Here is a 24,916-nt window from a genome sequence, read left to right as displayed (position 1 = left end):
TTTCCAGCTGCCTTTGTAAAATCCCACAATGGGATGTGTCTCCGCCGCAAGGAGTTTTTATGAATTCCGACCTGATGCCGTTGCCTGAATCTTCCAATTCTTCTGCCTCTAAGCAGGGCCCAACTAACGTAGAGGCAGCCGCTAATGTTCACATAGCAGCCCAGTCCTCTAAAAAAGTTGACAATTTGCCTGTCAACCCCAGCGAGACTGACTCAAATGGGAACTTGATTAATCGCCAGCAACCGATTCCGCCTCCCAGTGAACCGATGCAGTATCGAGCGATCGGGTTAGTTCGGGGTCGCTATCATGCTAGCAGCGAACAATTTACTCAAGGTACGTTGCTGACTCCAGACGGTGTAGAACTCAATGCCGTCCTCCTAGGCCGGATTATGAGCTTAGTCAAGAATCATTTAGACTTAGAAAAAGAACACCTATGGGTAGTATATCCACGTACTAGACAAGAAAATGATACCTTGCACATCCAAATCGTCGGAGTTTGGGAGCCAGAAAACTTGGCTAAAAACTCAACAGATGAGGACGAATCGGATTTTGAGTTGCAATTACAGACACTCGATGATGGCTTATCCGAGAACTCTGAACTAAGTACAACTGCCCTAAAACCTTCATCAGAAGTTGCAGATGGTGGTTTTTCTGTTCGCGGTGAAGTAGTATACCAATCTTTTGATGCTAAAAGCTTGGTAGTCAAAATTAGGCAGGCTCCACGCAAATCAACTGACAAACCGAAGTATTTTAAGTTGAAATTGAGGGGTGTGCTAACTACCAAAGCAGTGGGCAAATTCTGGGACTTCCAAGCCAAGCGGGAAGCAGACGTTTTAGTAGTAGAAAAAGCCGAGGCGATCGCTGATTTGCCCAAAAAACGCAAACCACCATTTAAAGGTGGACCTCGTGCTGGCAGCGGTGGTGGTGCTGGTGGTAGAAAACCATTCCCCCCCAGACGCACTGGCGAAACTCCTCGCCCCATCAAGAAAACAAGTACAAGCGGCGATCCCTCAGTGGTGTCAAAACCTATACCAAGAACACCCGCTCCTAAACCCATCAAGCGACCGAAACCGACTCAAGAGTAGGGAATAGGGCATTGGGCACAAAAGGCAGAAGTGCGGATGGGCAGGGGGGAAAGATTCACTGCTACTTGTCTTCTCCTCTGCTCCCGCACTCCCCTACTCCCCCCAATCAAAAATCCGTCCGACGATCTTGGGGTAGAAAAGATCGCTCCATCGGAATTGGAGAAACTGGTTCTGTAAGGGTAAACGTACCTGCTTCGATCCACTTTTTCAACTCTAGGGCGACTTGCCTAGAAAAAAGCAAACTCGCTAAAGGGGCAGAGCGTACTGCTTTGCCCTCTATGGCGATCCACCCAGATTTGAGTTGGGCGTAACTCACTAAACCAAAAGTGGGACGGACGCGCCGGGGAATGGAAAAATCTACTATTGGGGCTACTAAGTCTCGATCTTGCACGGCACAGTGTTCAATTACTTGTTCATTTAATACAGGTAGTGGTACACCAACCCCTAACATTAATGAGGGGCCGTAACTTTTGAAGTAACATCCCCGCACCCAATGGGCATCCATTTGCTTGGCATCACCAATTAAAGCTAAAGTGGCGGAAGGCCCAATCGGTGTACGATTAGCTAAACGCTTTTGTAAGGGGAAGTGCTGAGTGCCTTCCCAGGCAACATAGCCAACACCACCGCCTAAAAAAATTCGAGTACCTATACCAACGAGTTGCAAATCAGGGTCGTTGAGTAAGGGGGAAATAGCACCGGGATTAGAATAAACAGCATTCCCTAGACGCGGTTGTAAAGGGCCGAGATAGGTGAAGAGGGGGCGATCGCCACCATTTACACCAACAATAAAATTTTGATAAAGATTGCGCGGATTGAATAAATAAAACTGATTAATTGTGTCACTGGTAATTGTAGTTTCAAAATTTGCTCTGGGGTAACAATCTGTTACTTGTCCTTGTGCTTTCACGTGTATAGATTTACCAGCGATTAAATCTTCGATTACATGACCGCCACCACGTTCTCGCACTTCTTCCCCATCTGTCGTCTCCACAGCACAACTCGCACCCAAATATAAATCTACTGCTCCAAAACCAGAGTATGCTGGCACGCCATCTAACCAACAACGGCGAATTTTTATCGGGGGGTCAGTATGTCCCAGATTGATAATTGCACCACTTGATTCCATCGGCTCAAAAGTACCAGTGGTAATTACATCAACTTCTTTAGCAGCTTTAGTAACACCGATTTCTACAACTCGTGCTTTTAATTCTTCAGCTGTCAACACCACTGCACGTTGGCGCTTAATTTTCTCGTTAATTTCTGCAATTGTTCGCATCTTATCAGTGTTTGCGCTTCCAGGTGAGTAGGGAATGGGGAGAGATGCGATTATTTTTTCAAGATATCATTATCAATCGACGGATTCTCATTTATATCTGGATTTTCTGCCGTCCAATTATTATCTGTTTCAAGAGATTTAGAAACTATCACAAACTCAGTCTCTTTTCTATTGTTATTCCCCCATTCATCCAAAACATCTTTAATTAACACTTCTTGCAACCAAATTTTAGCGACAACAGTTAGAGGTAGCGCTAGAAATAATCCTAAAAAGCCAAAGAAAGTCACAAAAAATAGCTGGGCAATTAAGGTTATGGCTGGCAGCAATGATACTTGATGCGCCATGACAACGGGCGTGATGAAATTACTCTCAACCTGTTGAATGATAAAGTAGAGAATCAAGACAGCGATCGCTTTCCAAGGTTCATCCAAGAAGGCGATCGCCATTGCTGGGATTACACTCATCGTTGGCCCCAGATTGGGAATCAAGTTAAAAAATCCCGCTAAAACCGCTAAAGCTAGTGCTGCCTTGACATGCAAAATTGATAAGCCGATCAGACTCATTAGACCCACTACAAAGATGGCAATGAAAGCGCCTGTAATCCATCCCTCTAAAGAGACTTCACATTTATCTAAAATTCCATCTACCCGCCGCCGATAAAATGAAGGGAAAAGCCGCACAAATACTTTGCGGTAAGCCACGGGGTCGGCTAACATCATTCCTGTTAAAACCAACACTAGCAAAATCTTGAGGACGACTTCTAAAGAACCAGATACAAAAGCAAAGGAGTTTCCCAGTAGCCGATTGACGAAGGGCTGTATTTGTTGAATGAGGCTATTGATATCTGGGATGTAAGGAATTAACTGGTCAGGAATACGAGTTCTCAGGGCATCAAGCCAACTATTAAAGCGTCCAAACCCTTTAGGAACTTGATAGGTTAGTTCTTGAAACTGCTGGGCAAATGGCGGCACAATTAGCCAGAAAAAGCCCACGACACCTGCGAAAAAGATAGCTACTGCTAGGAGGACGGCAAATCCGCGCCTCATCCCAAACTTTTGGAAGCGTTTCGCTAGCCGATTTAAGGTGGTGGCTAACACAACTGCGGCAAACATGAGCAAAAGCACTTCTCGAATTTGCCACAAGATGTATAAAGAAAGAACTATGGCGATTAAGCCGATCCATTGACCCAGGTTCACAGGCTAACTCCCAACGGTTGGCGAGATGCAATTTTATTGTAATTAAGCTAGGTTAGCTGATTTTAGGAACTTGTGCGTAAATGGTTTGAGTTAATTTTGTTTTTGTGCTTGAAATCGCCACAGTAGAGCGATCGCTACGATCGCAATCGGCAATAATACTATAATCAGCGCGTTGCTTGCTGTCGCCGGAATAGGTAGACTTGGCCCTGCATACTTAATCAATATTGATAACAAAGCCGAGAGTAAAAGCAGTTTCAGAATTAATCCTAGTTGATTTTCCATAAAAGTACGGCAATACAAATTTTTGTGGTACGCACAAATTTGCGCTGTACCGTCTAGTTTCTACAATAAACCCACAGATACAATCCTTGTACGTTCACAAAAATATAATTTTGAGTACCTGAAACGAAGGAGTGAGGCGCGATCGCTAATGAACTTTGCGAGTGCTGCCTGAACCACAGACAGCACATTCTACACTATTAAAGCTATACAGAAAGTAATCAAAGCAGCCTTTGAGTAATTTAAACTAAGCACAAATAAATGCAGAGTTTTAGCAAACTTTATTTGCTCCGAACTAAGTCAATTCTATATTTAGCTTTGATCAACTCAGGCAATTCTATCAAAAATTTTTTCACTCTAGCTTGAATATATTTAGGATTTTTAGGTACACGTTTAGCTATATACCTTAAGAAAGCAATCTGATAGCCAAACTTATATTGAATTGCGGAAAATATATTAGACTTGACTTGGTTAGCTGAACCTTTATCTAGGTTTTTTAATTTTGATACTTCACGATGATATACGGGATGCTCTCCCCAAACGCAGGCAAAGTGTACAAGAGCAGGAGATACCACCTGATTGTATTTTTGAAAAGTAGATTTACCTGTAATCGCATCTATATCAAAAGAACCACGAAGACCGATCGGTGTTCGCATCATCTGACCATTATCTTCAAACATATTTTGATTGTGTAGCATCATAGCTAGACCAAAAATACGTTCATCATTAGGGCCATCACCACGAAATTCACTAATACCTAGCTTTCTCCAATCTCTTGAAAATTCTAGTGCCTTTTCAAAAAATGCCTTAGCAGTATCGTTTTTTTCAAAATAATAGAGGCCTCCATTAAATCTAGGTAGTTTTGTGAGATTAAATTGTTTGAGTGTGTCATCTACATCAATGAACTTATCTTTATCGCCTGCTTGAAGATATACATTACCTGCCACACTAAAACTTCTACCTTTAAAATCATCAAAAATAAAGTCAATATTTCTTACTGCTATGCAATCACTATCAATACAAAGTGTATATTCAAATGGAGAATATTCATAGACATGAAGCTTTTGTTTGACGTTAGAACCGTATTCCTGTTTAAGGTCTATGACGTAATCATAAAGTTCGAGTAACTCTTGATCGTTTTGATTGTCAGTAACAATAGCACGCGAAACATTTGGTGAATGAAGGCGCAGAGAACGCGCCAAGGATTTTGCCATTTCGAGATAGTTAAGATGCTCCGTAGGCATAAGTGATAATACCACGTTGTGAAATAACCATTGTTTTTATTAATTAACAGTATTTTAGCTTGAGTTATCTAGCTGGATTTTAATTTACACGCCAAATGATAAATATTTAATAATAGTAGACGCCTAAATCATATATTAAAGTGCCCGTAAAATCTAGTCTAAATTTTATTTTTGTGATTAAAATTTACATATAAATTTTGAAACTTCCACAGCTGCAAGCACCCGACGACTAGAAGTCGCTAAAGCATCTGTCTTAACATGAGTTGGGCAAACAACCCTGGCTGATTTGCCAAATCAGTGAAACTACCTTGCTGCACTACCTTGCCAGCTTGGAGTACATAAATTCGGTCAGCATTTTGGATGGTACTAAGACGATGAGCGATCGCAATTCTCGTTACCTTTAACTGCTCTAAGCTTTGACTGACAATTGCCTGGGTTCTATTATCTAAGGCACTAGTCGCTTCATCAAATAGCAAAATCCTGGGTTTGAACGCCAACGCCCTCGCAATCAACAGCCGTTGTCGTTGTCCGCCAGAGAGATTACTATCTCCTTGACTTACCACTGTAGGGATTTGCATTGGCATTGCGGCAACATCATCCGCGAAACCTGCCATCTGGGCTGCTTGCCAAGCTTCATCCATCGTCAGAGACTCTGAATTTTTCCCTGACTGCAACGGGAAGGGGGTTAGGTTTTTCATGGGTCTTTCCAGATGACCTGAAAAGTCAGAATCCAGCAACTTTACGGAACGCTTTTTTACATCAAACTCAACCAGCCAAAAACTTGTTCAACAGTCAGTTCCAATTCGATACCCTCAAAAATGGGTAATTTATCAGCAGTTTCGTATAATTCCAATCGCTGTCCAGGAAAAATCCCCAGCACACTTTCGTCTTCTGGGTTAATTAACCAGCCTAGTTCAGTACCATTGCGTGAACAATGCAATAATTTACTCAATACTTTTTTTAACCTTTGCTCTGGGGAAAGAATTTCAATTGCCCAGTCGGGATGAATTTCAAAGCGATTAACAATTCTGCCAGATGGAGTTTTAGGAATTCTATCCCAGCGAAACACAGACACATCAGTGACGATCGCAGCGCCGCCAAAAGTGCAGCGTAGTTCTGGGAAAGCGTAAGCAACTTTTTGGCTTTTAGCTATGCCGTTAATTGTTTCGCAAAGAGTAGTTTGGAGTAAGCTATGTTCACCTTGAGGCATTGGTTTTTGAATGATTTCCCCGTTGATAAAATCTGATGCTGGTTCAGTTTCCGGCAGTTTGAGGAAATCGTCTAAAGTTAGTTGGGGTTGACTGGCAATAGTCATAGTGAGTCAAATAGAGGGGGATGGTTTTATTATGTGCGTTAGCGATCGCCTACTCTTAAAGCTTGCTACGCCTCGTATCCTTCGTTTCTGACAGGTGCTAGAAATTATATTTTTGGGAAACCTACGAGGCGATTAACTTGGACGGATACATCACCAAAGGCTAGGGGGACAATAGTACCTGTGGTTAATGTCAGTTCAGTTGTGTATTGCCCATTTTTTAAGTCTCGAAATACTTGCAACTGAGAATTTTTAAGATTGACAACCCAATATTCAGCAATGCCTGCTTGTGCATAGATGTCTTTTTTCTCACCTAAATCTTTGCTCAAGGTGGACTGAGAAAATTCGATAATCCAGAAAATATCTTCAGGGTAAGGGTGGTATTCTAGGTAGACCTCGCCTAAAGGTTTGACAATAGCAACATCGGGGACGGGTTCTGAGTCGTTGGGTAGGGTGATGGGTTTGGCATCGCGGATTTTTGCGCGTTCACCTAGCAGTGTGAGGAGATAATCGGCTGCTTCGGTATTGTAATAGGCATGGGGTTCTCGCTCTGGGGGCATAACTATGAGGTCGCCGCGCAATAGTTCAATGGGTTGGTCATCAAAAATCCCTGCTTCTATTGCTCGGTGATAGCGCTCAATTGTCCATTTATAGGTAGTTACCGTCATAGCCGCCTTTTTTCTACCGTTTCGACAATAGCTTTAGTTTGATTTTAGTTGATTGCTAAGTTACAAAGATTTTTGCAGAGAGTGCGATCGCTAACTAACAAACATTTTTGTCTTGCTACGTCAGTAGAAGGTGTTATCGTTTTAGCGTAACGCACCATCAAAAACTCAGGGTGCGTTACGCTACCCTCTGGGAACGCTAAAAGCGAACGGCATAACACACCCTACTGCTACTCTAATTACTTCTTTATTCTCCATTCTCCACTGACGAGATACAGTTGTAAAATTATATATCCTCCAGTCAAGAGCATTGTGATGTTTAGGCGTCTACTACCCATACTAATTAGTACAGTAATTCTAAGTAGCTTTTTGAATCTGACAGCCTCTACTGCTTTTGCACAACAGAGATATGAACCAACAACTGAGTCGCTATCAAAGCATGAAGTTCCAGAGTGGTTCAAAGATGCTAAACTCGGCATTTTCATTCACTGGGGCGTGTACTCCGTACCTGGTTGGGCACCACTGACTGGTGAACTGAACAAGGTAGTTGCAGAACGCGGTTGGGAATATTGGTTCCAACATAACCCTTATGCTGAATGGTACTACAACTCCATGAAACTTGAGGGCAGTGACACCTATAAGTATCACCGTGCGACTTACGGTGAAAATTTCACCTATGACGACTTCATCCCCACCTTCAACGCAGCCATCACAAAGTGGAATCCATCCGAATGGGCAAAACTGTTTTCTCAAGTAGGTGCGCGGTACGTTGTGCTGACGACCAAACATCATGATGGCTTCCTGTTATGGCCTAGCAAAACCACAAATCAGTCAGGACGAGTGGCGGCGCGGGATCTTGTAGGCGAACTGACACAAGCTGTTCGTAAACAAGGTATACGTATGGGTCTGTACTACTCTGGCGGTATTGATTGGTCACAACAAGATACAACGGTAACAGACTTTAACACCTTGATCGCAGCCATTATCCAAGATAAAGCTTACGCTGAATATGCTAACGCTCACTGGCGCGAACTCATTGACCGCTATCAGCCGTCTATCTTATGGAATGACCTTGGCTACCCTGTTGGTCAGGCGAACGAGATTATGGCTTACTTTTACAATCATGTACCTAACGGTGTCGTTAATGACCGCTTTGATTTAAATGGGCAATTCGGTTTACACTTCGACTTCTCCACACCTGAATACAGTCAACTCAAACAAATCGAACCAAAGAAATGGGAAAGCACAAGGGGTTTAGGTTACTCGTTTGGTTACAACCAAAATGATACCGACTTGAACATGATTTCAGTAGATGAACTGGTTGACTCATTCGTTGACATTGTTAGTAAAAACGGCAACTTACTGCTCAACATTGGCCCAAATGCCGATGGTTCAATCTCCAAACTGCAAATTGAACGGTTACTCGGCTTAGGCAAATGGCTAGATGTAAATGGTGAAGCCATCTTTGGTTCGCGCTATTGGATACGCTCAGAAGATGTATCCACTCAAGGCATCCGAGTGCGCTACACCACAAATAAAGGTAATTTGTATGCTGTCTTGCTTGATACTCCTATGAATCAGACGCTGACAATCCCAGGGCTAATTCTGCCGAAAAATGCAAAAATTACAATGCTAGGGGCAAAAGGTAAACTTGAGTGGCAACAATACGGACAGAATTTATTTGTCACGTTACCGGATATGTGTGTAGGGAAAAAATCACCAGCCTACACGTTGAAAATCAGCCAGATACCTCTTTCCTGAAGCTCGGATAGTAACATTAACAAGATTGCGATCGCGAAACATTCACCCTTGATTCTAATTTGTAACGCTAATTCACCAGTTAGCACTCAAGATAAAAAGCTGGTCAAACTGTAACCAAAGGTAAAGGCTACGATCGCACCCATGAAGACACTGCCATAGATCATACGATTGCAAAAAGGGACTAAAGCCGAATGGCGAACGCCCTGTTATTAACCTCTGTTGGCGCAGAAAGTTTTTAAAGTTTGTTGTCTAGAAGTATCAAAGACTCGTCAACGGAGTTCTGAGGTGAATAAACCGAATTCAAAAACTCGTTAACGAGTATCAAAGGTGGATTCATCCAGTTCCAAGACTCATTAATGAAGCTCAAACACTCATTAAAGGAGTTCCAATACTCATTAAAGGAGTTCCAAGACTCATTAATGAAGCTCAAACACTCATTAAAGGAGTTCCAAGACTCATTAATGAAGCTCAAACACTCATTAAAGGAGTTCCAAGACTCATTAATGAAGCTCAAACACTCATTAAAGAAGTTCTGAGCTTCATTAACGAGTATCAAAGACTCCACAATTACGAATTACGAATTAGTCTTAACTCCGTTGCCAAATTTTAATAGTCTTATCCAAACTCCCGCTAACCAACATCTCGCCGGAAGCTGTGAAAGCTAATGCTGTGACTATATGAGTATGACCTGTAAACGTACCCAGCAATTCCCCGGTTTGTAAATGCCACAACTTTATGGTTTTATCAGCACTACCGCTAGCGATAATTTGTGCATCGGGACTCAAAGCGATCGCATATACTCTATCTCTATGCCCTTTAAGGGTATGAAGTAATTTTCCAGTCTCCAATTGCCAAACTTTAATCGTTTGATCCCAGCTACCACTCACAAGCAGTTTACCATCTGCACTGATTGCTAAAGAACAAACGATGTGAGAATGACCCATGAGGGTATGCAGTGGTTGTGCATCTTTTAAACTTTTAATTCCCGTTTGGGGTGAGGTGCGCCAAACTTTGATTTTGCGGTAGCTACCTGTAACTAGAGTTTCGCCGTCTCGACTCAAAACTAGGGAATGAGCAGCTGTATCATCTAAAGAAAGGGCGATCGCAACCTGACGATGCATCAAATCCCAAAAGAGAATTTTTCTGTCATCTCCGCCTGTCGCTAACATTCTCCCATCTGGGGTGAAAGCAGCACACCGCACTACCCCATTATGTTTGTGCAAAATATCTATTAAGTCTAAAGCGCCTACGTGCCAAAGCTTAATTGTCGAATCTGCACCGCAACTCACTAAAGTCTGTCCATCTGAACTAAAAGCTAGGGAATTCACTTCATCCACTAGCCCAGATATTACCCAAGGATACTCTGATAATGTCTCTATTAATTCACCCTTGCTTAAATCCCAGAGTTTCGTCTCTCCACGACTACCACTTGCCAATATGGGTAAGGCTTTGCCATTGTTACACCCAGAACTGAAAGCTAGGCAATTAATGCCTCTGGTGTGTCCTTGCAAAGTCTGCCAGCATTCCCAGTCACCGACTATATCCTTGAGACAATGCTCTGATGGTAGAGTCTGTATTGTATGTGCGATCGCTTTCTCATTTATTACTGGCGACGTGTCTTTTTTGCCCATAAGTGATTCTAAATACCAACTCAATCCCCCTGCATATAACAAATTACTCGGAGTCACATACAGTTTTGGTTCGCTAAATTCAACTTGATTTGTAGGTAAAAATCCTGTTATTATGCTTTGCTTCTCGTAACCTAAATTACCTGTAGATGGATAAAACAAACACAGAAAAATTAATACTTGGTGATTTTTTAAATCTTCTTGAGTAACCGACCACTTAATTTTGTCTTTCTTAATACCATTAAAACTTTCTCCATCAGCAACGTAAACTTGAACACTTAGCTGAGGATTATCTTTTAGTACATAAGAAAATTTGCTTTCGCCACACAAATTTCCCTCATCATCTAAAATCATGTTTTGCAAAGTATCACAAGACACTTTTTTTACCAACTTACCCAAACGTTCAGCTATCATCAAGTCAACGATTTTTTCCCGCAAGAGATAATCTTGAGCTTGTTGTTGGAAGTATTTGGGAAAAGGTATCGTCCAGTCAGGAGGCTCAGGATATTCCGGCGGTGTCGGCGGCGGGTTTTTGGCGAGAACTTCTGCTTGTTGGCGAGAAAGTTCTTGGAGTCTAGCCAATGGCTTGCCCCAAAAGGCGATAACTTCAGTGTGACAACCTTTAACTTGACTTTCTAGCAAAGATAAGTCATAAGTTTTAGGTTTTTTCACACGTTGAAGGAAGTCAGTTTGTTGAGCTTTGAGTAAGCTAATCCAATCCATCTGCATTCCTACGGCAAACTATTGCATACCTACGGTAAGCTATACAAATGCAATTACTCAAGTTTATAACCTTAGTTAATTAAAAATTCAGTAATATCAACAGTCTAATAAAACACAGCCATTGACAAATGTTTCCGGGAAAGAGACAGATGGATATAACTTAGACATTTCATGAACTGATGCAGTTGCAGTATATAGAATTAGATGATATCAGTCAATTCTAACGGAGATGGAGAACGAGATACTGTTTCCCTAGAAACAGTTCTTGTTGCAAAGGAAAGTTGAATTTGAGACGGATTTAAAAGATTATAGTAACGTTAAGTCAGCAAACAGCTACATAAAATAACCTATTAACGATAATTCTCGGAAATATCATCTGAAATCGACATAAATGGTGAAGATGGGCTAATTTTAACCTTTGCGTTTTGGTTGTCTGGGTGTAGTACTTACATTAGAGGAGTCACCAAAAGTATCCCTTGCTTCGATCTGTTTAATTTTCATTTGCAAGTTCAAGTCATCACTGCTAACAATTGTTTCTAAATTCGCTAATCTTTGCTCTAGCAGTTCTATTTGCTGCTGTTGCAAATAGTTAGTTTTTGATTTTCGCTCATCAGAACGCCAAACAGCAACCGTACCGACAGCTGCGCCACCAATAGCAACCAAAGGAAGAATAGCACCGCTTCTAGTAACGGCTGACAGTGGGACGCAAACTCCAAGAATGGCGACTGTAATTACCCAAATTCTTGTGGTGGCAGATAATCTGACATCTTGGTATTGTTCTAGATTGGGTTGAGATTTTTTAGCCATAAATTTATCCTTGAAGTTTATCCTTGAAAATTTATTTGCTGGATTGGCACAATTATTTATTCCAATACTTACTGTTATTAGCTTAAGTATAATTTTGTGCTAATGTTTTTTAATTACCAGTAGGTAAACATAATTCAACGTAAAATGCCAATCAGTGAAATGATTTTCCTGACTCCTATACAGACGCGATTAATCGCATCTCTACTGCTGCCTTCTGCCTTCTACTTAGTTACTTTGTTATTTTAGATCATTAGATTTTGCTTGTGAGAAGCAGTTGTACACTGAGAGGAAGATTTTCTTGAAGTCATAGTAAGAGAAGGTACAGATGACAGTTCGTGCTTTTTTGAAGCTACCAAAGTTGAGGGTGTCCAGTCACCTTACGACACCATTCACCTGAAAATTCTCTATCCAGCATAGATACCAAATCAGCTAGAAAAAAGTACCGAAAGTGAGCCAGCTAATCCAGAAAAAGCACCTTTTCCAGTAGTGATTTTATTCAACGGCTTTAACTGTGATGCTCAACAATACCAATGGTTAGCGGTTAAATTGGCTGAACGTGGATTGGTAGTGGTTCTGTTTAATTGGATTACCGAAAGTCAACCAGGCGTAATTAGCCTCACACCTGGGATTGATCTTGAAAAGATGAAGCCCACAATTTATCGTACTGCTCCTACAGCTTCGGCTTTGCCAGCACTCCTAACTAAACTCGAACAGTTACAAAATCAGGGAATTTTAGCAGGAATGCTGGATTTACAACGGATCATTCTCGGTGGACACTCTGCGGGTGGTATGGTATCTATCGAAAATGCTGACCCTCGGTTTTATCCCTGAAGTTGCTGCATCTTTTGCTTATGGCGCAAGTAGCAGAGGATTTCCAATCATCGGGTATCAACCAGGAACCATCTTACCTTTACCAGATTCTCTACCACTTCTACTGATGGGAGGAACTGAGGATGCTAACACCCCAGTCATCCGTACATTTCAAGAAGCAATTACTGGGGGACGAAATGACACCTATCTGGTAATTTTAGAAGGAGCAAATCACTTTTCGATAGTTGATGAGCCAGACTCCACTATAGTTAGATCCTCTCTCGACTTAGAAGCTACTCAATCCCAAGAAAACTTGCGTTTGCTGATGAGTGAAATTATTAGTCTCTTTATTGACACTTATGTTCGCCACCAACCAGAAGCATCTCAGTTGCTTGATCAATTATTGAATACTGCCAATCCTCTGATAAAATCCTTTGAGCGTAAGTAGTTAAATTTATTATGACAAGTGCATCTTATATTTTTCTGGCTGGAGCAAGTCGGGGTGTTGGTCGAGAAATTGCTCAATATCTCACAGCGCAACAGCTAAAAGTTAAAGCACTCCTGAGAACGGCAGCAGTTGCTAGTGAACTAGAAACAATGGGTATTGAAGTAGTTCAGGGAGATGCCTTGAATGTTGGCGATATAGAACGCGCAATGGTAACAGATGCACCTATTCACGCCGTTATCAGTACAATTGGCGGTTTACCATCAGATGTAGAAAGGCCGGATTACCCTGGTAATAGAAATCTGATCGATGCAGCAATTAAAGCTGGGGTACAAAAGTTTATTCTTGTGTCTTCCATAGGTGCTGGTAATAGTGTTGTTGCTGCTTCACCCCAAGTTTTAGAGGTACTGGGAAAAGTTTTAGCTGAGAAAGACAAAGCTGAACAACACTTAATTGCCAGTGGACTCACCTATACAATCATCCGTCCTGGTGGACTCAAGTCAGAACCAGCAACGGGTAATGGCGTTTTAACCGAAGATCCGCAAATTATTGGTAGCATCAATCGTGTAGATGTCGCGCAGTTAGTTGGTCGCTGTTTAAATAGCGATCGCGCCAATAATAAAATTTTGTCAGCCGTAGACCGAAACATGCTGTTTGGGCAAAGAGAATTTACAGAATTTAGTTTGGGTTAGTGCCCCTAGAGCTTTTTTTCAATGCCCAATGCCTTTTAGATCAACTTGTCAGGTGTAATAGGTAAATCACGGATGCGCTTACCTGTGGCATGGTAAACTGCATTGGCGATCGCAGCTGAAACACCTGTAATCCCAATTTCACCTACACCTCGTACACCTGCTGGGTTAAAGTTGAAATCAGGTTCACCGACGAAGCTCACCTGAATACGAGGAATATCTGCATGGGCTGGGAAGTGATAGGTAGCAAGGTCATAAACCACGGGATAGCCGATGTTTGGATCGACTTGGCACTCCTCCATTAAGGCTTGCCCAATACCCATGATCACGCCACCACGGACTTGACTGGCTACTGTTTTAGAGTTGATGATTCGCCCGATATCCATCACTGACACCCAGCGCGTCACCCGCAAACGCCCGATTTCTTCATCCACGCTGACTTCACAAAAATGTGCGCCCCAAGATTGGAACGCCCATTTCTTAGTTTCATCACCAGGAGCAGAGGATGCTGTGGCCTCAATTGCTGCTTGGCCGGACTGACTCAGATTTGCAAACGCCTCCTGTGCGGTCTTAGCATTAGCAGTTTTCAGAACTTGCTCACAAGCTGACATGACCGCCGGGAGGAGAGATGCTGTCATCATGGAACCACCCGCCATGCCTCCATCTGGTAGTAAGGAGTCGCCTAACTCTACATGTATCTGTTCGACGGGTAGCCCCAATGCATCTGCTGCTGTGGCCGCAACAACGGTATATGCGCCAGTGCCCATGTCATTTCCGGCGGTGAGAACATGGGCAGTACCATCTGGTAGCAGCCTTACCTTGGCTGATGCTTTCCCCCGCCTGCCAGGGTAGGTTGCTGCCGCCATCCCCCAACCAACGAGTTTACCATCGCGTGTCAAAGAACGAGGCTGTTTTGGTCTGTCTTTCCAGCCAAATTGTTCCGCACCCAAGAGCAAACAGTCAGCAAAATGTTTGGCTGAGAATGGCTGACCATTGCGCTGGTGTTCTTTAGTTTCATTTTTCAGGCGCAGTTCTACCGGGTCAATCTTTAGCATCCAGGCCAACTCGTCCATCGCTGACTCCATCGCCCACATCCCAGGATTCTCTCCTGGCGCGCGCATGAATGTTGGTGTACCGATGTTCAGCACTGCTAGTTCCTGCTTCAGTTGCAAATTCGGTGCTGTGTACATAACTGGCGTGACCGAGGTACAGGGTTCTGTAAAGACATCCACTGGTGAGGTACAGGATTTTACCTCATGGGCGATCGCAGTTAAACTACCATCAGCAGTTGCTCCCAAGCGCATAGTTTGCTCGGTTTCGGAGCGGTGTCCGGCGTTCGCTGTCATTTGCCGTCGGCTGAGGACGACTCTGAGAGGACGCTGAAGTTCACGGGCAGCCGCAGCACAGAGAATACCGTGGGGCCAGGGAAAGGCTTTAGAGCCGAAAGCTCCACCCAAAAAAGGTGTGACGACATGAACCTGTTCAGTTGGGAGTCCAAAGAGTTCTGCATAGGTGCGCTGAGTTCCCAACACCCACTGAGACGGTTCGTAAACAGTAAGAGAATTTGCATCTTGCCAGTGAGCAATGATCGCATGAGGTTCCATCGCCGCGTGCAGTTCGATGGCTGTCTTGTAGGTGGCTATAAGTTTCGTTGTTGCACTTGCCACCCCTGCCGCAAAATTCCCCTTTTCAAACTTTAGCTCTTGACCCAACTGCGGTGGTGCCTCCTTGAAGGTGGCGAGTGCAGCTTCCACGACTGGCTTTTGGCTTGTGTATTCCACCTTGACCAAATGCGCCGCATCACGCGCCCGCTCGAAGGTGTCTGCTACTACTAAACCGATAATTTGTCCTGCATAGTGAATTTTGTCATCCGACAACGGCAGACGAGCCTCGTAGATTTTCGAGGTCTTAAAGTCGTTGGCTGGCATAAACACTTTCGGCGAGTTTTTATGCGTGAAAACATCTATCACACCTATTGCCTTTTCTGCCACACTGGTGTCGATGCTTTTAATTTGCCCATTGGCAATGCTGGCGGTGACAAGATAACCGTGAACCAGACCTGGAATTTCATGTTCTGCGGCGTAGGTTGCCGTGCCCGTAACCTTTGCCCGTCCATCCTTGCGGTTGACGGCAGTCCCAATTACTTTGTTCATACTACGCCTCCTCCTTTGGCTGACACCGCGAGTGCGCGACGAATTGCCCGCTTTGCCAAGTCAACTTTGAAACTGTTATAAGTTAATGGTTTAGCTTCTTGAAGTGCAATTTCTGCCGCCTGTTGAAACGTTGCAGTATTGGCACTCTTGCCGAGCAAAAACTTTTCTGCTTCCTTTGAGCGCCAAGGTTTATGGGCTACGCCACCCATTGCCAAGCGCACATTCTGAATCTGCTCACCCGCTAAGTCAACCGCAGCTGCCACAGAGACTAACGCAAAGGCATAGGAAGTGCGATCGCGTAACTTTAGGTAAACCCCTGATTTGGCAAACGGCACTGGGGGCAGAACCACAGAGGTAATCAACTCACCTGGCTCTAAGTTTGTATCTCGCTGGGGTGTGTTCCCTGGTAGTCGGTGAAAGTCTGTCAATGGTATCTGCCGCTTACCTTTGGGGCCTTCCACAACAACAACAGCATCCAGAGCCGCAAGAGGGACACACATATCCGAGGGTTGAACTGCCACGCATTGGTCACTGGCCCCAAGGATGGCGTGCATCCGGTTGATCCCCGTTGCTCCCGGACAGCCGCTTCCCGGTTGCCGTTTGTTGCAAGGGAAGGCGGTATCGTAGTAGTAAGGACAACGAGTGCGTTGCAGTAGGTTGCCCCCTACGGTTGCCATATTGCGGATTTGCTGAGACGCACCAGAAAGAATCGCCCGAGACAGTACTGGATAATCGCGGCGAACATCAGGATGGTCTGCCACTGCTGTGTTAGTTACTAGCGCTCCAAGACTCAGACCACCCTCACTTGTGCGTTCAATGCGCTTCATCTCTAATCGAGAGATATCGATAAGTTGCGATGGCTCATCCAGAAAGACTTTGAGACGGTCAACCAAATTCGTACCGCCTGCAATCAATATCGCATTTTGGTCATTTGTTGCCCGTTCAACCGCATCTTTCACAGAGGTAGCACGGGTGTAAGTGAAGTTGTTCATCTGAGCATCTCCTGAGGTTCATTGACCATCACAGTTGCGGCAGGAGAGGGCGGTTTCTGTCCCGTTACCTGCTGGACTGCTGCGACAATGCCGTTGTAAGCGCTACATCGGCAGAGATTACCACTCAGTCGCTCTTGAATTTCAGCTTCAGAGAGTTCAGCCAACTGTGGGGGACGAGTCAAATCTGGGGTGACAACGCTAGCACAGCCGCGTTTGACTTCATCAAGTAAGGCAACAGAAGCACAAATCTGTCCTGGGGTACAATAGCCGCACTGGAAGCCATCGTTATCAATGAATGCTGCTTGCACTGGATGGAGAGTATCGCCCTTGGCCAGCCCTTCAATGGTGACGATCGCTTTGTCTTCTTGCATCACTGCCAGAGTCAGGCAGGAATAAACTCGCTCACCATCGATCAGAACAGTACAGGCCCCACACTGTCCGTGATCGCATCCCTTTTTGCTGCCCACTAGCCCCAAGCGATCGCGCAGGGCATCTAAGAGTGTGACACGCGGCTCAAGCTCAAGGGTTTGCTGCTCACCGTTAACAGTAAGTTTCACATTCATCTCACCTGGGTTACTTTGGCTAGCCTCCTTTGCTATAGTTGCCTGATTGAGTAATGAGGGAGCCGCTATAGCTGTTCCTGTACCAGTCAGTGCCTGTCCCAAAAAACCGGGTTGAGATGTTATTTCTGCCCTTTTTTTGTGTTCCATAATTCCTACTTCTAGATTGAATAATCCGGTAATTCTGAGAACTTAGGGATATGCATAGCTATTTAGTATTGTGTACATAATTAAGGTTGAGTGCAGGTAAGAGTATGGGGAAATAAGGAAAAAATCAGACAAAGTAGGCTTCCCAAAATAGCTGGATCGTCCTCTCAGCCGTGGATTTAGCATAATATTGCTGTTTGTCCCACCTCTATTTACTAGAGCGATCGTTCACTCAGTATTTCTTAACAAAACGAAATATTTTGTCTTGGGTTCAAATGTCTATTTGAGGCTAAATTCTCAGTTTTGGTTTTTAGGCGATGTCTACGACGTGGCAAGAGAAATAAATCTGGCGTTGCAGAACAGTGGGATTAATTTGGGCAAGCAGGGCAAACAGGGGGAGAGATGAGCCTTAGTTGCTAAATCATCCCGCAAAGCGAGCAACGCTGTAAATCTCAATTTTAAGCACGCCAGCGGAGTATTTGACCTTTGACAGGATTGACAAATTCTCGTTTTTCAGCTACAGACCGAGCATACTCACGCTTTAACTGGTAGTACCACTGCGCCTGCATATCTGAATCTTTAATCAGTCGCAGCACAGGATTATATTTCAGACCAATTTGCTGCTTTTCCACAACCGTTCGGTCTTGGCCAATAAAAGTCCGCGCCAGCAAGTGTAACAGTGGCTTAAAAAATCCCACCCAAGGAAGTGTCCAGTAAAGAGCAAAAGTTACCTCTGTTTCTATATCTGAAATCGGTGTAACTGCCGTTAAATTAACGACTCGATTATTACCAATAGTGGTTTCTTCAATTCTGACTCCAGGTAAACGAAAAGAAATCTCCGTTTCCGGGACACCACCGCCAATCAGCCAGTATAATCGACCCCCATTTGCTGGTAATCGGTGTCGTCGCATCGTAAAGCCGTAGGGCGAAGCATCGAATTGCTTTACTTCCTCATGCAATTGCTCATTTCGCCACCACCAAGCGCGATGAACATAAGGTGAATGAGCAGGGTCCATCAGACCTACTACCGCATGATCTATAAAACAAGGGAATTTTACCACTTCTACAAACTGGTGCGATCGCTCATCAAACCCTGGAATTACCGGAATTTCCATCTCAGAAGCTGGTTGAGGGTTATCGGGATCGGGCATATATATCCAGATATTTCCTTGGGCTTCGCGAACACTATATGACTGCACATCAAAGCGACTCAAATCCATTTGCTGCTCCTCTACAAGAGAAGGTATCGCAGTACAGCGCCCAACAGAGTTAAAGCGCCAACCGTGATAACAGCATTCAACTTCCTCCCCATTGAATCTCCCACAACTCAAGGGCACACCACGATGGGGACAAATGTCCGTCATTGCAGACACTTTGCCATCCTGGCTACGAACTAGCAGCACTGGTTCTCCTAAAAAAATGCGGCTGATCATCATACCTGGCTTGATTTGATTGCTGGGCAAAGCATAGTACCAAGTATTACGTAATACAAAGTTATCGTTATTTTTCATAACTTAATAGTGTCTACCTTTGACACAACGAAAGTCCTGGTTTGTGGAAAGGAAGGTTATGTTAGAAAACATTCTTTCAGGTTTTAAATTACTGTAGATAAATTCAACTGATACATTTATCGATCGCGTTCGTAATTTTCTCAGATTTAGGTTGTTCTGGGAGAACTGCGGGTGTTAAGTTGCATTATTCGCCAGAAATTTGTACAGATACCGTTCTTTTTCGTGGGCCATCTAACTCAAAAAACAACACAGATTGCCAGGTTCCCAGAGCTAATTTACCATCCACAATGGGAATTATCTCACTTGTGGTCAGCATCATTGCCATCAAATGAGAGTGAGCATTAATTGGCTCATCTTCTGGAACATCTCTTAAATGCAAATCATTATGCAAATAGCTATCTGACTCAGGTGCTAAATTTTGCAAGAACACTTTTATATCTTCTAATAATCTGACTTCATTTTCGTTGATAGCTAATGCTGTTGTAGTGTGTCGAGAAAATACTAAAGCTTGTCCATTTTTAATTGATGTTGAGGCAATAAAATCTTGAATTTGTGGGGTAAGATTATGAATATTTATTTTTGGAGCAGTTTCAATTTCAATCAGCTTATTAATAATTGGCATTTTTTGAATTTTATATTTAGGATTGTGGACGAGGTACGCGAATACAGGTTAACGCCCTCATCAATTTAAAAAAGAATCTAAAATCCAAAAACGAATGACTGCTAACTCTTAATTATAGTTTCCAAACCTTGCACTAATCTCTCTATACCTTCTTTTACCGTCTCTTTTTGCAGCGCCCCATAAGCAACGCGTAGGTAGCATCCGTCATCTATGCCAAAGGTTGTACCTGGAATAACTGCTACTTTATGTTCTTTGATCAGTCTTTTGACTAACTTAAAAGCATCCATCTGGGTATAAACTTTGAGGAAAAAATAGAAAGCGCCATTGGCAGGAATAATGCTACATAAGCTTTGTAGACGGTTAAGGGAGTCTAATACTAGTTGGCGTACTTGAGCAATAGCTCCTATATTACTCTTCAAATACTCATCTTTTGCCTGCAATGCCCCTAAAGCTGCATATTGAGAAATGACTGGCGGACAAATCAAAATTGTATCCTGGACTTTTTTAACAGCGACAAGTAAGTGTTTGGGAATCACCATGTAGCCAATGCGCCAACTGGCAAAACCGTATGCTTTGGAAAGGCTATAGAGAGAAATGGTGTACTCGCTACTATTACCAAATGAGCCAGGTGAAACGTGTTTTACCCCGTTATAGGTAAAGTATTCATAAGCTTCATCGCTGATGTGGTAAATACTACGAGTAGCACAAATTTGATTTACTTGGCGCAATGCGGCTTCAGAATAGACAACTCCAGTCGGATTATTTGGGGAAATTGTCACCACAGCCCGTGTTTTGGGAGTAATTGCTTGAGCGATCGCTTCTGGGCGCAGTTGGTAATTTTCACCTGTCGCCACTAACACTGCACGACAACCAGCCATTGCGATCGCCATTTCATGATTGAAATAGTAGGGCGTATTCAGAATAATTTCGTCGCCTGGGTTAGTGATAGCAAGAATAGCATTCATAAATCCCATATTGCTCCCTGCTGTCACGACGATGCAGTTTTCCTCGTTGATTTCAATCTCGTTGAAGGCTTGTAATTTTCCTGCAAGTGCTGTCAGTAAAGGAGGAATTCCTTCAACTGATTTGTATAAATTATTGGCAGGTTCGGCTAAGAATTTGGCTAAAAATTCTATGGCTTCCGGTGGTGGGTTGTAAGAAACAACGCCTTGTCCTAGAGAGATTGTTCCAGGAGAGTTTTTAATCAGTTCCCCAACCACAGGAATAATTGGCGACTGTACCGCCTGCATACGAGAGGTTAAGGATTCCATATTTCCTTGCCTATGTACCTGGCTTTAGTATCCCTTAATAGAGGAACAACCAACTAGTGTACGGCGGAAATAAACCACCCCTGACGCTTGAGGACTCGCTAACGGGTGACGCTCTCTACGAGACGCTCCGCGAACGCAGGCTCGCTAACGCTGCGCTAACGGCAGTTCCTCATGGGGAAACCCCCTCTGAGCGACTGCCTCACCATTCCAAATTAATGATATTGTTTGCTCGTTACCATCTCAATCCCCGAAGTAATACCAATTTGAAAAAAGAATGCGACAAATAGACCATTTGTAGAGACGCGATGAATCGCGTCTTTACCGAAAGATGTGTTGCAATCATTAATTGAATTGGTATAAAAATCAAAGTAAAAATAATTATTGTAGAAAATAGGGGGTCAGTGCTGCTGTCGGTAGCACTGACCCCCTATTTTGTAGTAAATTCAACTATCTATGGTTGGAGTTTTTAGTCAATCGAAATCTGCTGAGGGCCAGTGGCTTTGCCGTTATGTGCATCCGTTATAGTGCTGCTGATGTAACTATTTGAGCGAGTCTGTTTATCTAGCCAGCTTTTAACTGGATCGTCTGCAAGATTGAGTCGAAGCACACCAGAGAAAAAACCACCCACAAATGAGACTGGATGCCGAGTAAGTTCTCTGAATATAGGTGACAATTCATCAATGAACATAAAAAGACTCCTGGCACTGCCGTAAAAAATTATTACTTCTTAATTGATCGTAACGTGTTAAAGGATTGGGCATTGGGCATGGGGAAGAGACAAGGTAAATAAAGAAGAGGGGGGAGACAAGGGAGAGATTTGTTCAATAATTCTCCCTTGTCCCCTGCTCTTTCATCCCCAATCTCCCGTCATTTTGCCTTATGAGCTTGGTTGCTGATCGGGAAACATACACTTATCAGAATCACAACCACTAGGGCCAGCCTCTGTCATTTCGCCTAAATCGTAACGGCTTAGTACTGCACAGAAATCATCTGTTTTGCGCCGCGCTTTCACCTCTTGAGTTAAGCGATCGTAGGTTGATTTATTGATTGGTTCAAATGGCAAACGTGGGAATGATTGCAAATCGTCAAAACGTGCTAACAGAGCTGCTGAAATATATCCCTCATCATTCTGGATGGTTTCATAGATGCGTTCTCCCAAAGTCTCGATTTCATCAGAGCGAAGTTCCAAAGTGGCTGATGTGTTGTGAGTAACGTACCAACGTTGAACCTGGAGGACAAAATCAAATTGGGCTAAGACTGAAAACTTAGAAACATCAATTTCATCAGCACCTGGTAAATCAGCCCAAGTCACAGAAACAGGGATTTCCACTAGCCATTCACTCACCCGTGGATCAAAGGGATCGTTAAGCAAATTGCCGTGTTCATCTTTGTCTGATTGAGAGGGAATGACGTTGTAACCATAGTCAATACAAGCTAAGGCTACTGGGTCATTTTTGCCGAAGGTGATTCGACGAATGAATCTTTGGGCTTTGGGAGGATGCCACCCTGAACTAGCATTAGTTAATAAAGCTTTAGTGCCACTAGGTTGGACTGTGGTGCAACGATTTGGGCGCTTGAGATTGTGGCGATCGCAGTAATCCCAAACCACCCGATGTACAATATCTCTCCAAGAACTGAGGTATTTCTCTTCCTGACACTTGAAAGCTAATCCTTGTGAAGTTGCAGGTCTTCCTTGTTCCCACCAGCGTAGCCAATCAACACCAAAAGCATGGACAAAGAAATCAAATAAACCTGTAAAAGAAACTCCCACAATCGGGTCTAATTCCCGGCTGTATTGATAGCGTGGTTCCAGGAATTTGTGATTTAAAAGTGCTGCTACAGATAGCGCCCCAGCAGTGAAAGCCTCCTTTTGTTCTTTGTAGTTATGTGGGTCGATTTGATTGAGATGAACCTCAGACAAATTGCAGTGGAAGTTACTACCGATGATTTCCTTTTTTTGTTACCCTAGAGGCTTTTTATCCCCTAGTTCTACTGCTTGATTATTTGCAGTAGCTCCGCGTACATTTTGCAGATGTGACACCCCCTTTGGGTAAGTCAAAGGTCAAAGTTCAAATTGGCTTTTGACTTTTGACTTTTGACTTTTGACTTGTTACATCTGCCCCCGCACTCTTGGAGAGATTATATTCTAGACACCAATTTTCGATGTAATCTAGTTTCACTCTCTACGCTGTACGGTGTCAAAGGCTTTTTACTTCCTTTGATTACCACGGGATTAGCATCTCAGCTTTCCCCGTTTTTGCGAGGTTTTTAACGTGAGGCAAAATCAATTACCACACGGATTTAAACCATAACGAGCTAAACGATGTTCTAACTCATTAGCATCCAGATTTGGATAACGTTCTTTTAACCATTGTTTTGCTGTTCCTTGTTCATAAGCTTGCAAAAAACTTACTTTCACAGCCTGTGTTGGCAGCAAATCAATGTTTGATCGCGCTACGGCTTCACCAGCCCATTGAATCGCTCCCTCGCCACTATAATATTGTTTGCGGACAGCACCAATACATTCTTCTAAAGTTGGCTTGCAGTGAAAAACTCTGGTATGATTTGCCATCCTAAGTGCATCACGCTCTGGATCAATTCGCCAGTTGCCATTTTCATCTTGCTGCCATAAGTTATCTTTGGCATCGGCGAACAAATTATCTTCACTCGAACCTTGCCTCATGCCAGCTGATCGCCTAATATTACCGGCAACAATTGTGACAGCAGCTTGATCGATTAATAGACAGCATTCAACTGAATTTAATTGTCGTCCTACAGCTTTATTCAAAATAGATGCACAACGCTGATAAAGTCCGGGCAATTTTACAGGATTAGCAACTCCTCCAAAGCCGTTAAGAGTTTCTCCTGATCTACGGACATCGCTGATATCAACTAATACTTCAACTTCTGCTGAAAATTGTTCATCAGTAGAGAGTTCTAATAGGGCTTGATATGATTCAACCCAACCTTCACGGCTATCTCCAACGTGAATAATGACGTTATTGCCTTCTATATGAGTTTCAGTATATTCACGTCGCTGTTGGACAGGAGTGCTGCCAATTTCGCCTTGTACAGTGACATTCAGTTGATTACGAATGGGCGGCAACTGGTTAATAAATTGTGGTTCTAGAATAGCTCCAGTGCCACAGCCCATCATTGCCAGATCCATCATTAATCCGAAGGCACTCCAGTCTTCGAGATTAGTAGAGGTGCAATTATAAGCCCCGGAAAAATTCTTTGGCTTGGTTATCCAGTCTGTACCACCAACCCATAGCCAGCGTCCACTGGGCATAGCTTTCAACTTGCGCTGCATCTTATCCAGTATGGCAACTTCTTCTTGAGTTAGCTTTCCCAACTCAACTAAGCCGAGTAGAGTGCGATCGCATACCTCATCCCATGTTTCCCTTAGTCCCGCCTTTGTCCGGCGGCTATAGGTTCTAAAAAATACGGGATTAGCAGCCGGTGCAGTTTCTGGAAACCTTGCACTCTGGCGTATTCTTTCGAGATTCTGAACCATATATCAAGTGTCTTGTGTGCGGACAGATTATGACTATACGCCAAGTAGTTTTAGTATTAAAGATTGTCAAATTGTCCACTTTACGCTACCTCTACCCTGCACTAATTACAACAGAAATTTATGATGTATAATGTACCCTACCCTTGAGTAGAATATAAATACTAAGTTTTAATTAGCACTATATATTTTAAGTAAATTATCTCTTTCGCCCCATCTTCAGGCT

The 24,916-nt window shown here is 43.4% G+C and carries 18 protein-coding genes and 3 pseudogenes; 4 read left to right on the top strand and 17 right to left on the bottom strand.

Annotated features, from left to right (window positions below):
- The first annotated feature begins 59 nt into the window (after positions 1-59).
- Positions 60-1,085, top strand: coding sequence for a hypothetical protein (locus ACFE93_RS04375; RefSeq protein WP_375472178.1), 1,026 nt, complete (start codon positions 60-62; stop codon positions 1,083-1,085).
- A gap of 106 nt (positions 1,086-1,191) precedes the next feature.
- Here the strand turns inward: ACFE93_RS04375 and ACFE93_RS04370 are convergent, their stop codons facing one another.
- From ACFE93_RS04370 to ACFE93_RS04340, 7 genes and pseudogenes are all read right to left on the bottom strand, one after another.
- Positions 1,192-2,361 carry a homocysteine biosynthesis protein gene (locus ACFE93_RS04370; RefSeq protein ID WP_375472177.1) on the bottom strand — a complete coding sequence of 390 codons (1,170 nt, stop codon included), beginning with the start codon at positions 2,359-2,361 and terminating at the stop codon, positions 1,192-1,194.
- A gap of 50 nt (positions 2,362-2,411) precedes the next feature.
- Complete coding sequence (locus ACFE93_RS04365) at positions 2,412-3,557, bottom strand: AI-2E family transporter (RefSeq protein WP_375472176.1); 1,146 nt, start codon at positions 3,555-3,557, stop codon at positions 2,412-2,414.
- Between the two features lie 90 nt (positions 3,558-3,647).
- Positions 3,648-3,839 (bottom strand): hypothetical protein, encoded by a 192-nt coding sequence (locus tag ACFE93_RS04360; RefSeq protein WP_375472175.1) that lies wholly within the window; start codon positions 3,837-3,839, stop codon positions 3,648-3,650.
- 278 nt (positions 3,840-4,117) lie between these two features.
- Complete coding sequence (locus ACFE93_RS04355; protein ID WP_375472174.1) at positions 4,118-5,080, bottom strand: hypothetical protein; 963 nt, start codon at positions 5,078-5,080, stop codon at positions 4,118-4,120.
- A gap of 239 nt (positions 5,081-5,319) precedes the next feature.
- Positions 5,320-5,727, bottom strand: a pseudogene (locus tag ACFE93_RS04350) (ATP-binding cassette domain-containing protein); the annotation flags it as partial.
- 107 nt (positions 5,728-5,834) lie between these two features.
- Positions 5,835-6,395, bottom strand: a complete 561-nt coding sequence (locus ACFE93_RS04345; protein WP_375472173.1) for a Uma2 family endonuclease — start codon at positions 6,393-6,395, stop codon at positions 5,835-5,837.
- Between the two features lie 104 nt (positions 6,396-6,499).
- Positions 6,500-7,060 (bottom strand): Uma2 family endonuclease, encoded by a 561-nt coding sequence (locus tag ACFE93_RS04340; protein ID WP_375472172.1) that lies wholly within the window; start codon positions 7,058-7,060, stop codon positions 6,500-6,502.
- Between the two features lie 312 nt (positions 7,061-7,372).
- Between ACFE93_RS04340 and ACFE93_RS04335 the strand changes: the two genes are divergently transcribed.
- Complete coding sequence (locus ACFE93_RS04335; protein ID WP_375472171.1) at positions 7,373-8,818, top strand: alpha-L-fucosidase; 1,446 nt, start codon at positions 7,373-7,375, stop codon at positions 8,816-8,818.
- 587 nt (positions 8,819-9,405) lie between these two features.
- Here ACFE93_RS04335 and ACFE93_RS04330 read toward each other — a convergent pair.
- Both ACFE93_RS04330 and ACFE93_RS04325 read right to left on the bottom strand, forming a co-directional pair.
- A complete protein-coding gene (locus tag ACFE93_RS04330) occupies positions 9,406-11,175 on the bottom strand; it encodes a WD40 repeat domain-containing protein (protein ID WP_375472170.1) in 1,770 nt (589 codons plus the stop codon).
- A 405-nt stretch (positions 11,176-11,580) separates the two neighbouring features.
- Positions 11,581-11,976, bottom strand: a complete 396-nt coding sequence (locus tag ACFE93_RS04325; RefSeq protein WP_375472169.1) for a hypothetical protein — start codon at positions 11,974-11,976, stop codon at positions 11,581-11,583.
- A 325-nt stretch (positions 11,977-12,301) separates the two neighbouring features.
- On the opposite strand from ACFE93_RS04325, the pseudogene ACFE93_RS04320 reads away from it, so the two are divergent.
- Positions 12,302-13,234: pseudogene (locus ACFE93_RS04320) on the top strand (alpha/beta hydrolase family protein).
- Positions 13,235-13,245: 11 nt separating this feature from the next.
- A complete protein-coding gene (locus ACFE93_RS04315) occupies positions 13,246-13,923 on the top strand; it encodes an SDR family oxidoreductase (protein ID WP_375472168.1) in 678 nt (225 codons plus the stop codon).
- A gap of 35 nt (positions 13,924-13,958) precedes the next feature.
- On the opposite strand, the gene ACFE93_RS04310 is transcribed toward ACFE93_RS04315, so the two are convergent.
- The 8 genes and pseudogenes from ACFE93_RS04310 to nrdJ form a co-directional block, all read right to left on the bottom strand.
- The gene (locus tag ACFE93_RS04310) at positions 13,959-16,073 is read right to left on the bottom strand and encodes a xanthine dehydrogenase family protein molybdopterin-binding subunit (protein WP_375472167.1); all 2,115 of its coding nucleotides are present in this window, start codon (positions 16,071-16,073) and stop codon (positions 13,959-13,961) included.
- The gene (locus tag ACFE93_RS04305) at positions 16,070-17,065 is read right to left on the bottom strand and encodes an FAD binding domain-containing protein (protein ID WP_375472166.1); all 996 of its coding nucleotides are present in this window, start codon (positions 17,063-17,065) and stop codon (positions 16,070-16,072) included. Before ACFE93_RS04305 ends, ACFE93_RS04310 begins: the two co-directional genes overlap by 4 nt.
- A complete protein-coding gene (locus ACFE93_RS04300; RefSeq protein ID WP_375472165.1) occupies positions 17,062-17,775 on the bottom strand; it encodes a 2Fe-2S iron-sulfur cluster-binding protein in 714 nt (237 codons plus the stop codon). Before ACFE93_RS04300 ends, ACFE93_RS04305 begins: the two co-directional genes overlap by 4 nt.
- A gap of 455 nt (positions 17,776-18,230) precedes the next feature.
- The gene (locus ACFE93_RS04295) at positions 18,231-19,283 is read right to left on the bottom strand and encodes a Rieske 2Fe-2S domain-containing protein (RefSeq protein ID WP_375472164.1); all 1,053 of its coding nucleotides are present in this window, start codon (positions 19,281-19,283) and stop codon (positions 18,231-18,233) included.
- 184 nt (positions 19,284-19,467) lie between these two features.
- The gene (locus ACFE93_RS04290) at positions 19,468-19,905 is read right to left on the bottom strand and encodes a secondary thiamine-phosphate synthase enzyme YjbQ (RefSeq protein WP_375472163.1); all 438 of its coding nucleotides are present in this window, start codon (positions 19,903-19,905) and stop codon (positions 19,468-19,470) included.
- Positions 19,906-20,006: 101 nt separating this feature from the next.
- Positions 20,007-21,176, bottom strand: coding sequence for a pyridoxal phosphate-dependent aminotransferase (locus ACFE93_RS04285; protein ID WP_375472162.1), 1,170 nt, complete (start codon positions 21,174-21,176; stop codon positions 20,007-20,009).
- 466 nt (positions 21,177-21,642) lie between these two features.
- Positions 21,643-21,864: a hypothetical protein gene (locus ACFE93_RS04280; protein ID WP_375472161.1), complete on the bottom strand. Its 222-nt coding sequence runs from the start codon at positions 21,862-21,864 to the stop codon at positions 21,643-21,645.
- 189 nt (positions 21,865-22,053) lie between these two features.
- Positions 22,054-24,693, bottom strand: a pseudogene (nrdJ, locus tag ACFE93_RS04275) (ribonucleoside-triphosphate reductase, adenosylcobalamin-dependent).
- Between the last annotated feature and the right edge of the window lie 223 nt (positions 24,694-24,916).

The sequence above is a fragment of the uncultured Nostoc sp. genome (assembly GCF_964247315.1).
Lineage (GTDB): Bacteria > Cyanobacteriota > Cyanobacteriia > Cyanobacteriales > Nostocaceae > Nostoc.
Note: the sequence above shows the minus strand (reverse complement) of the source record. Positions and strands in the feature narration are given on the sequence as shown.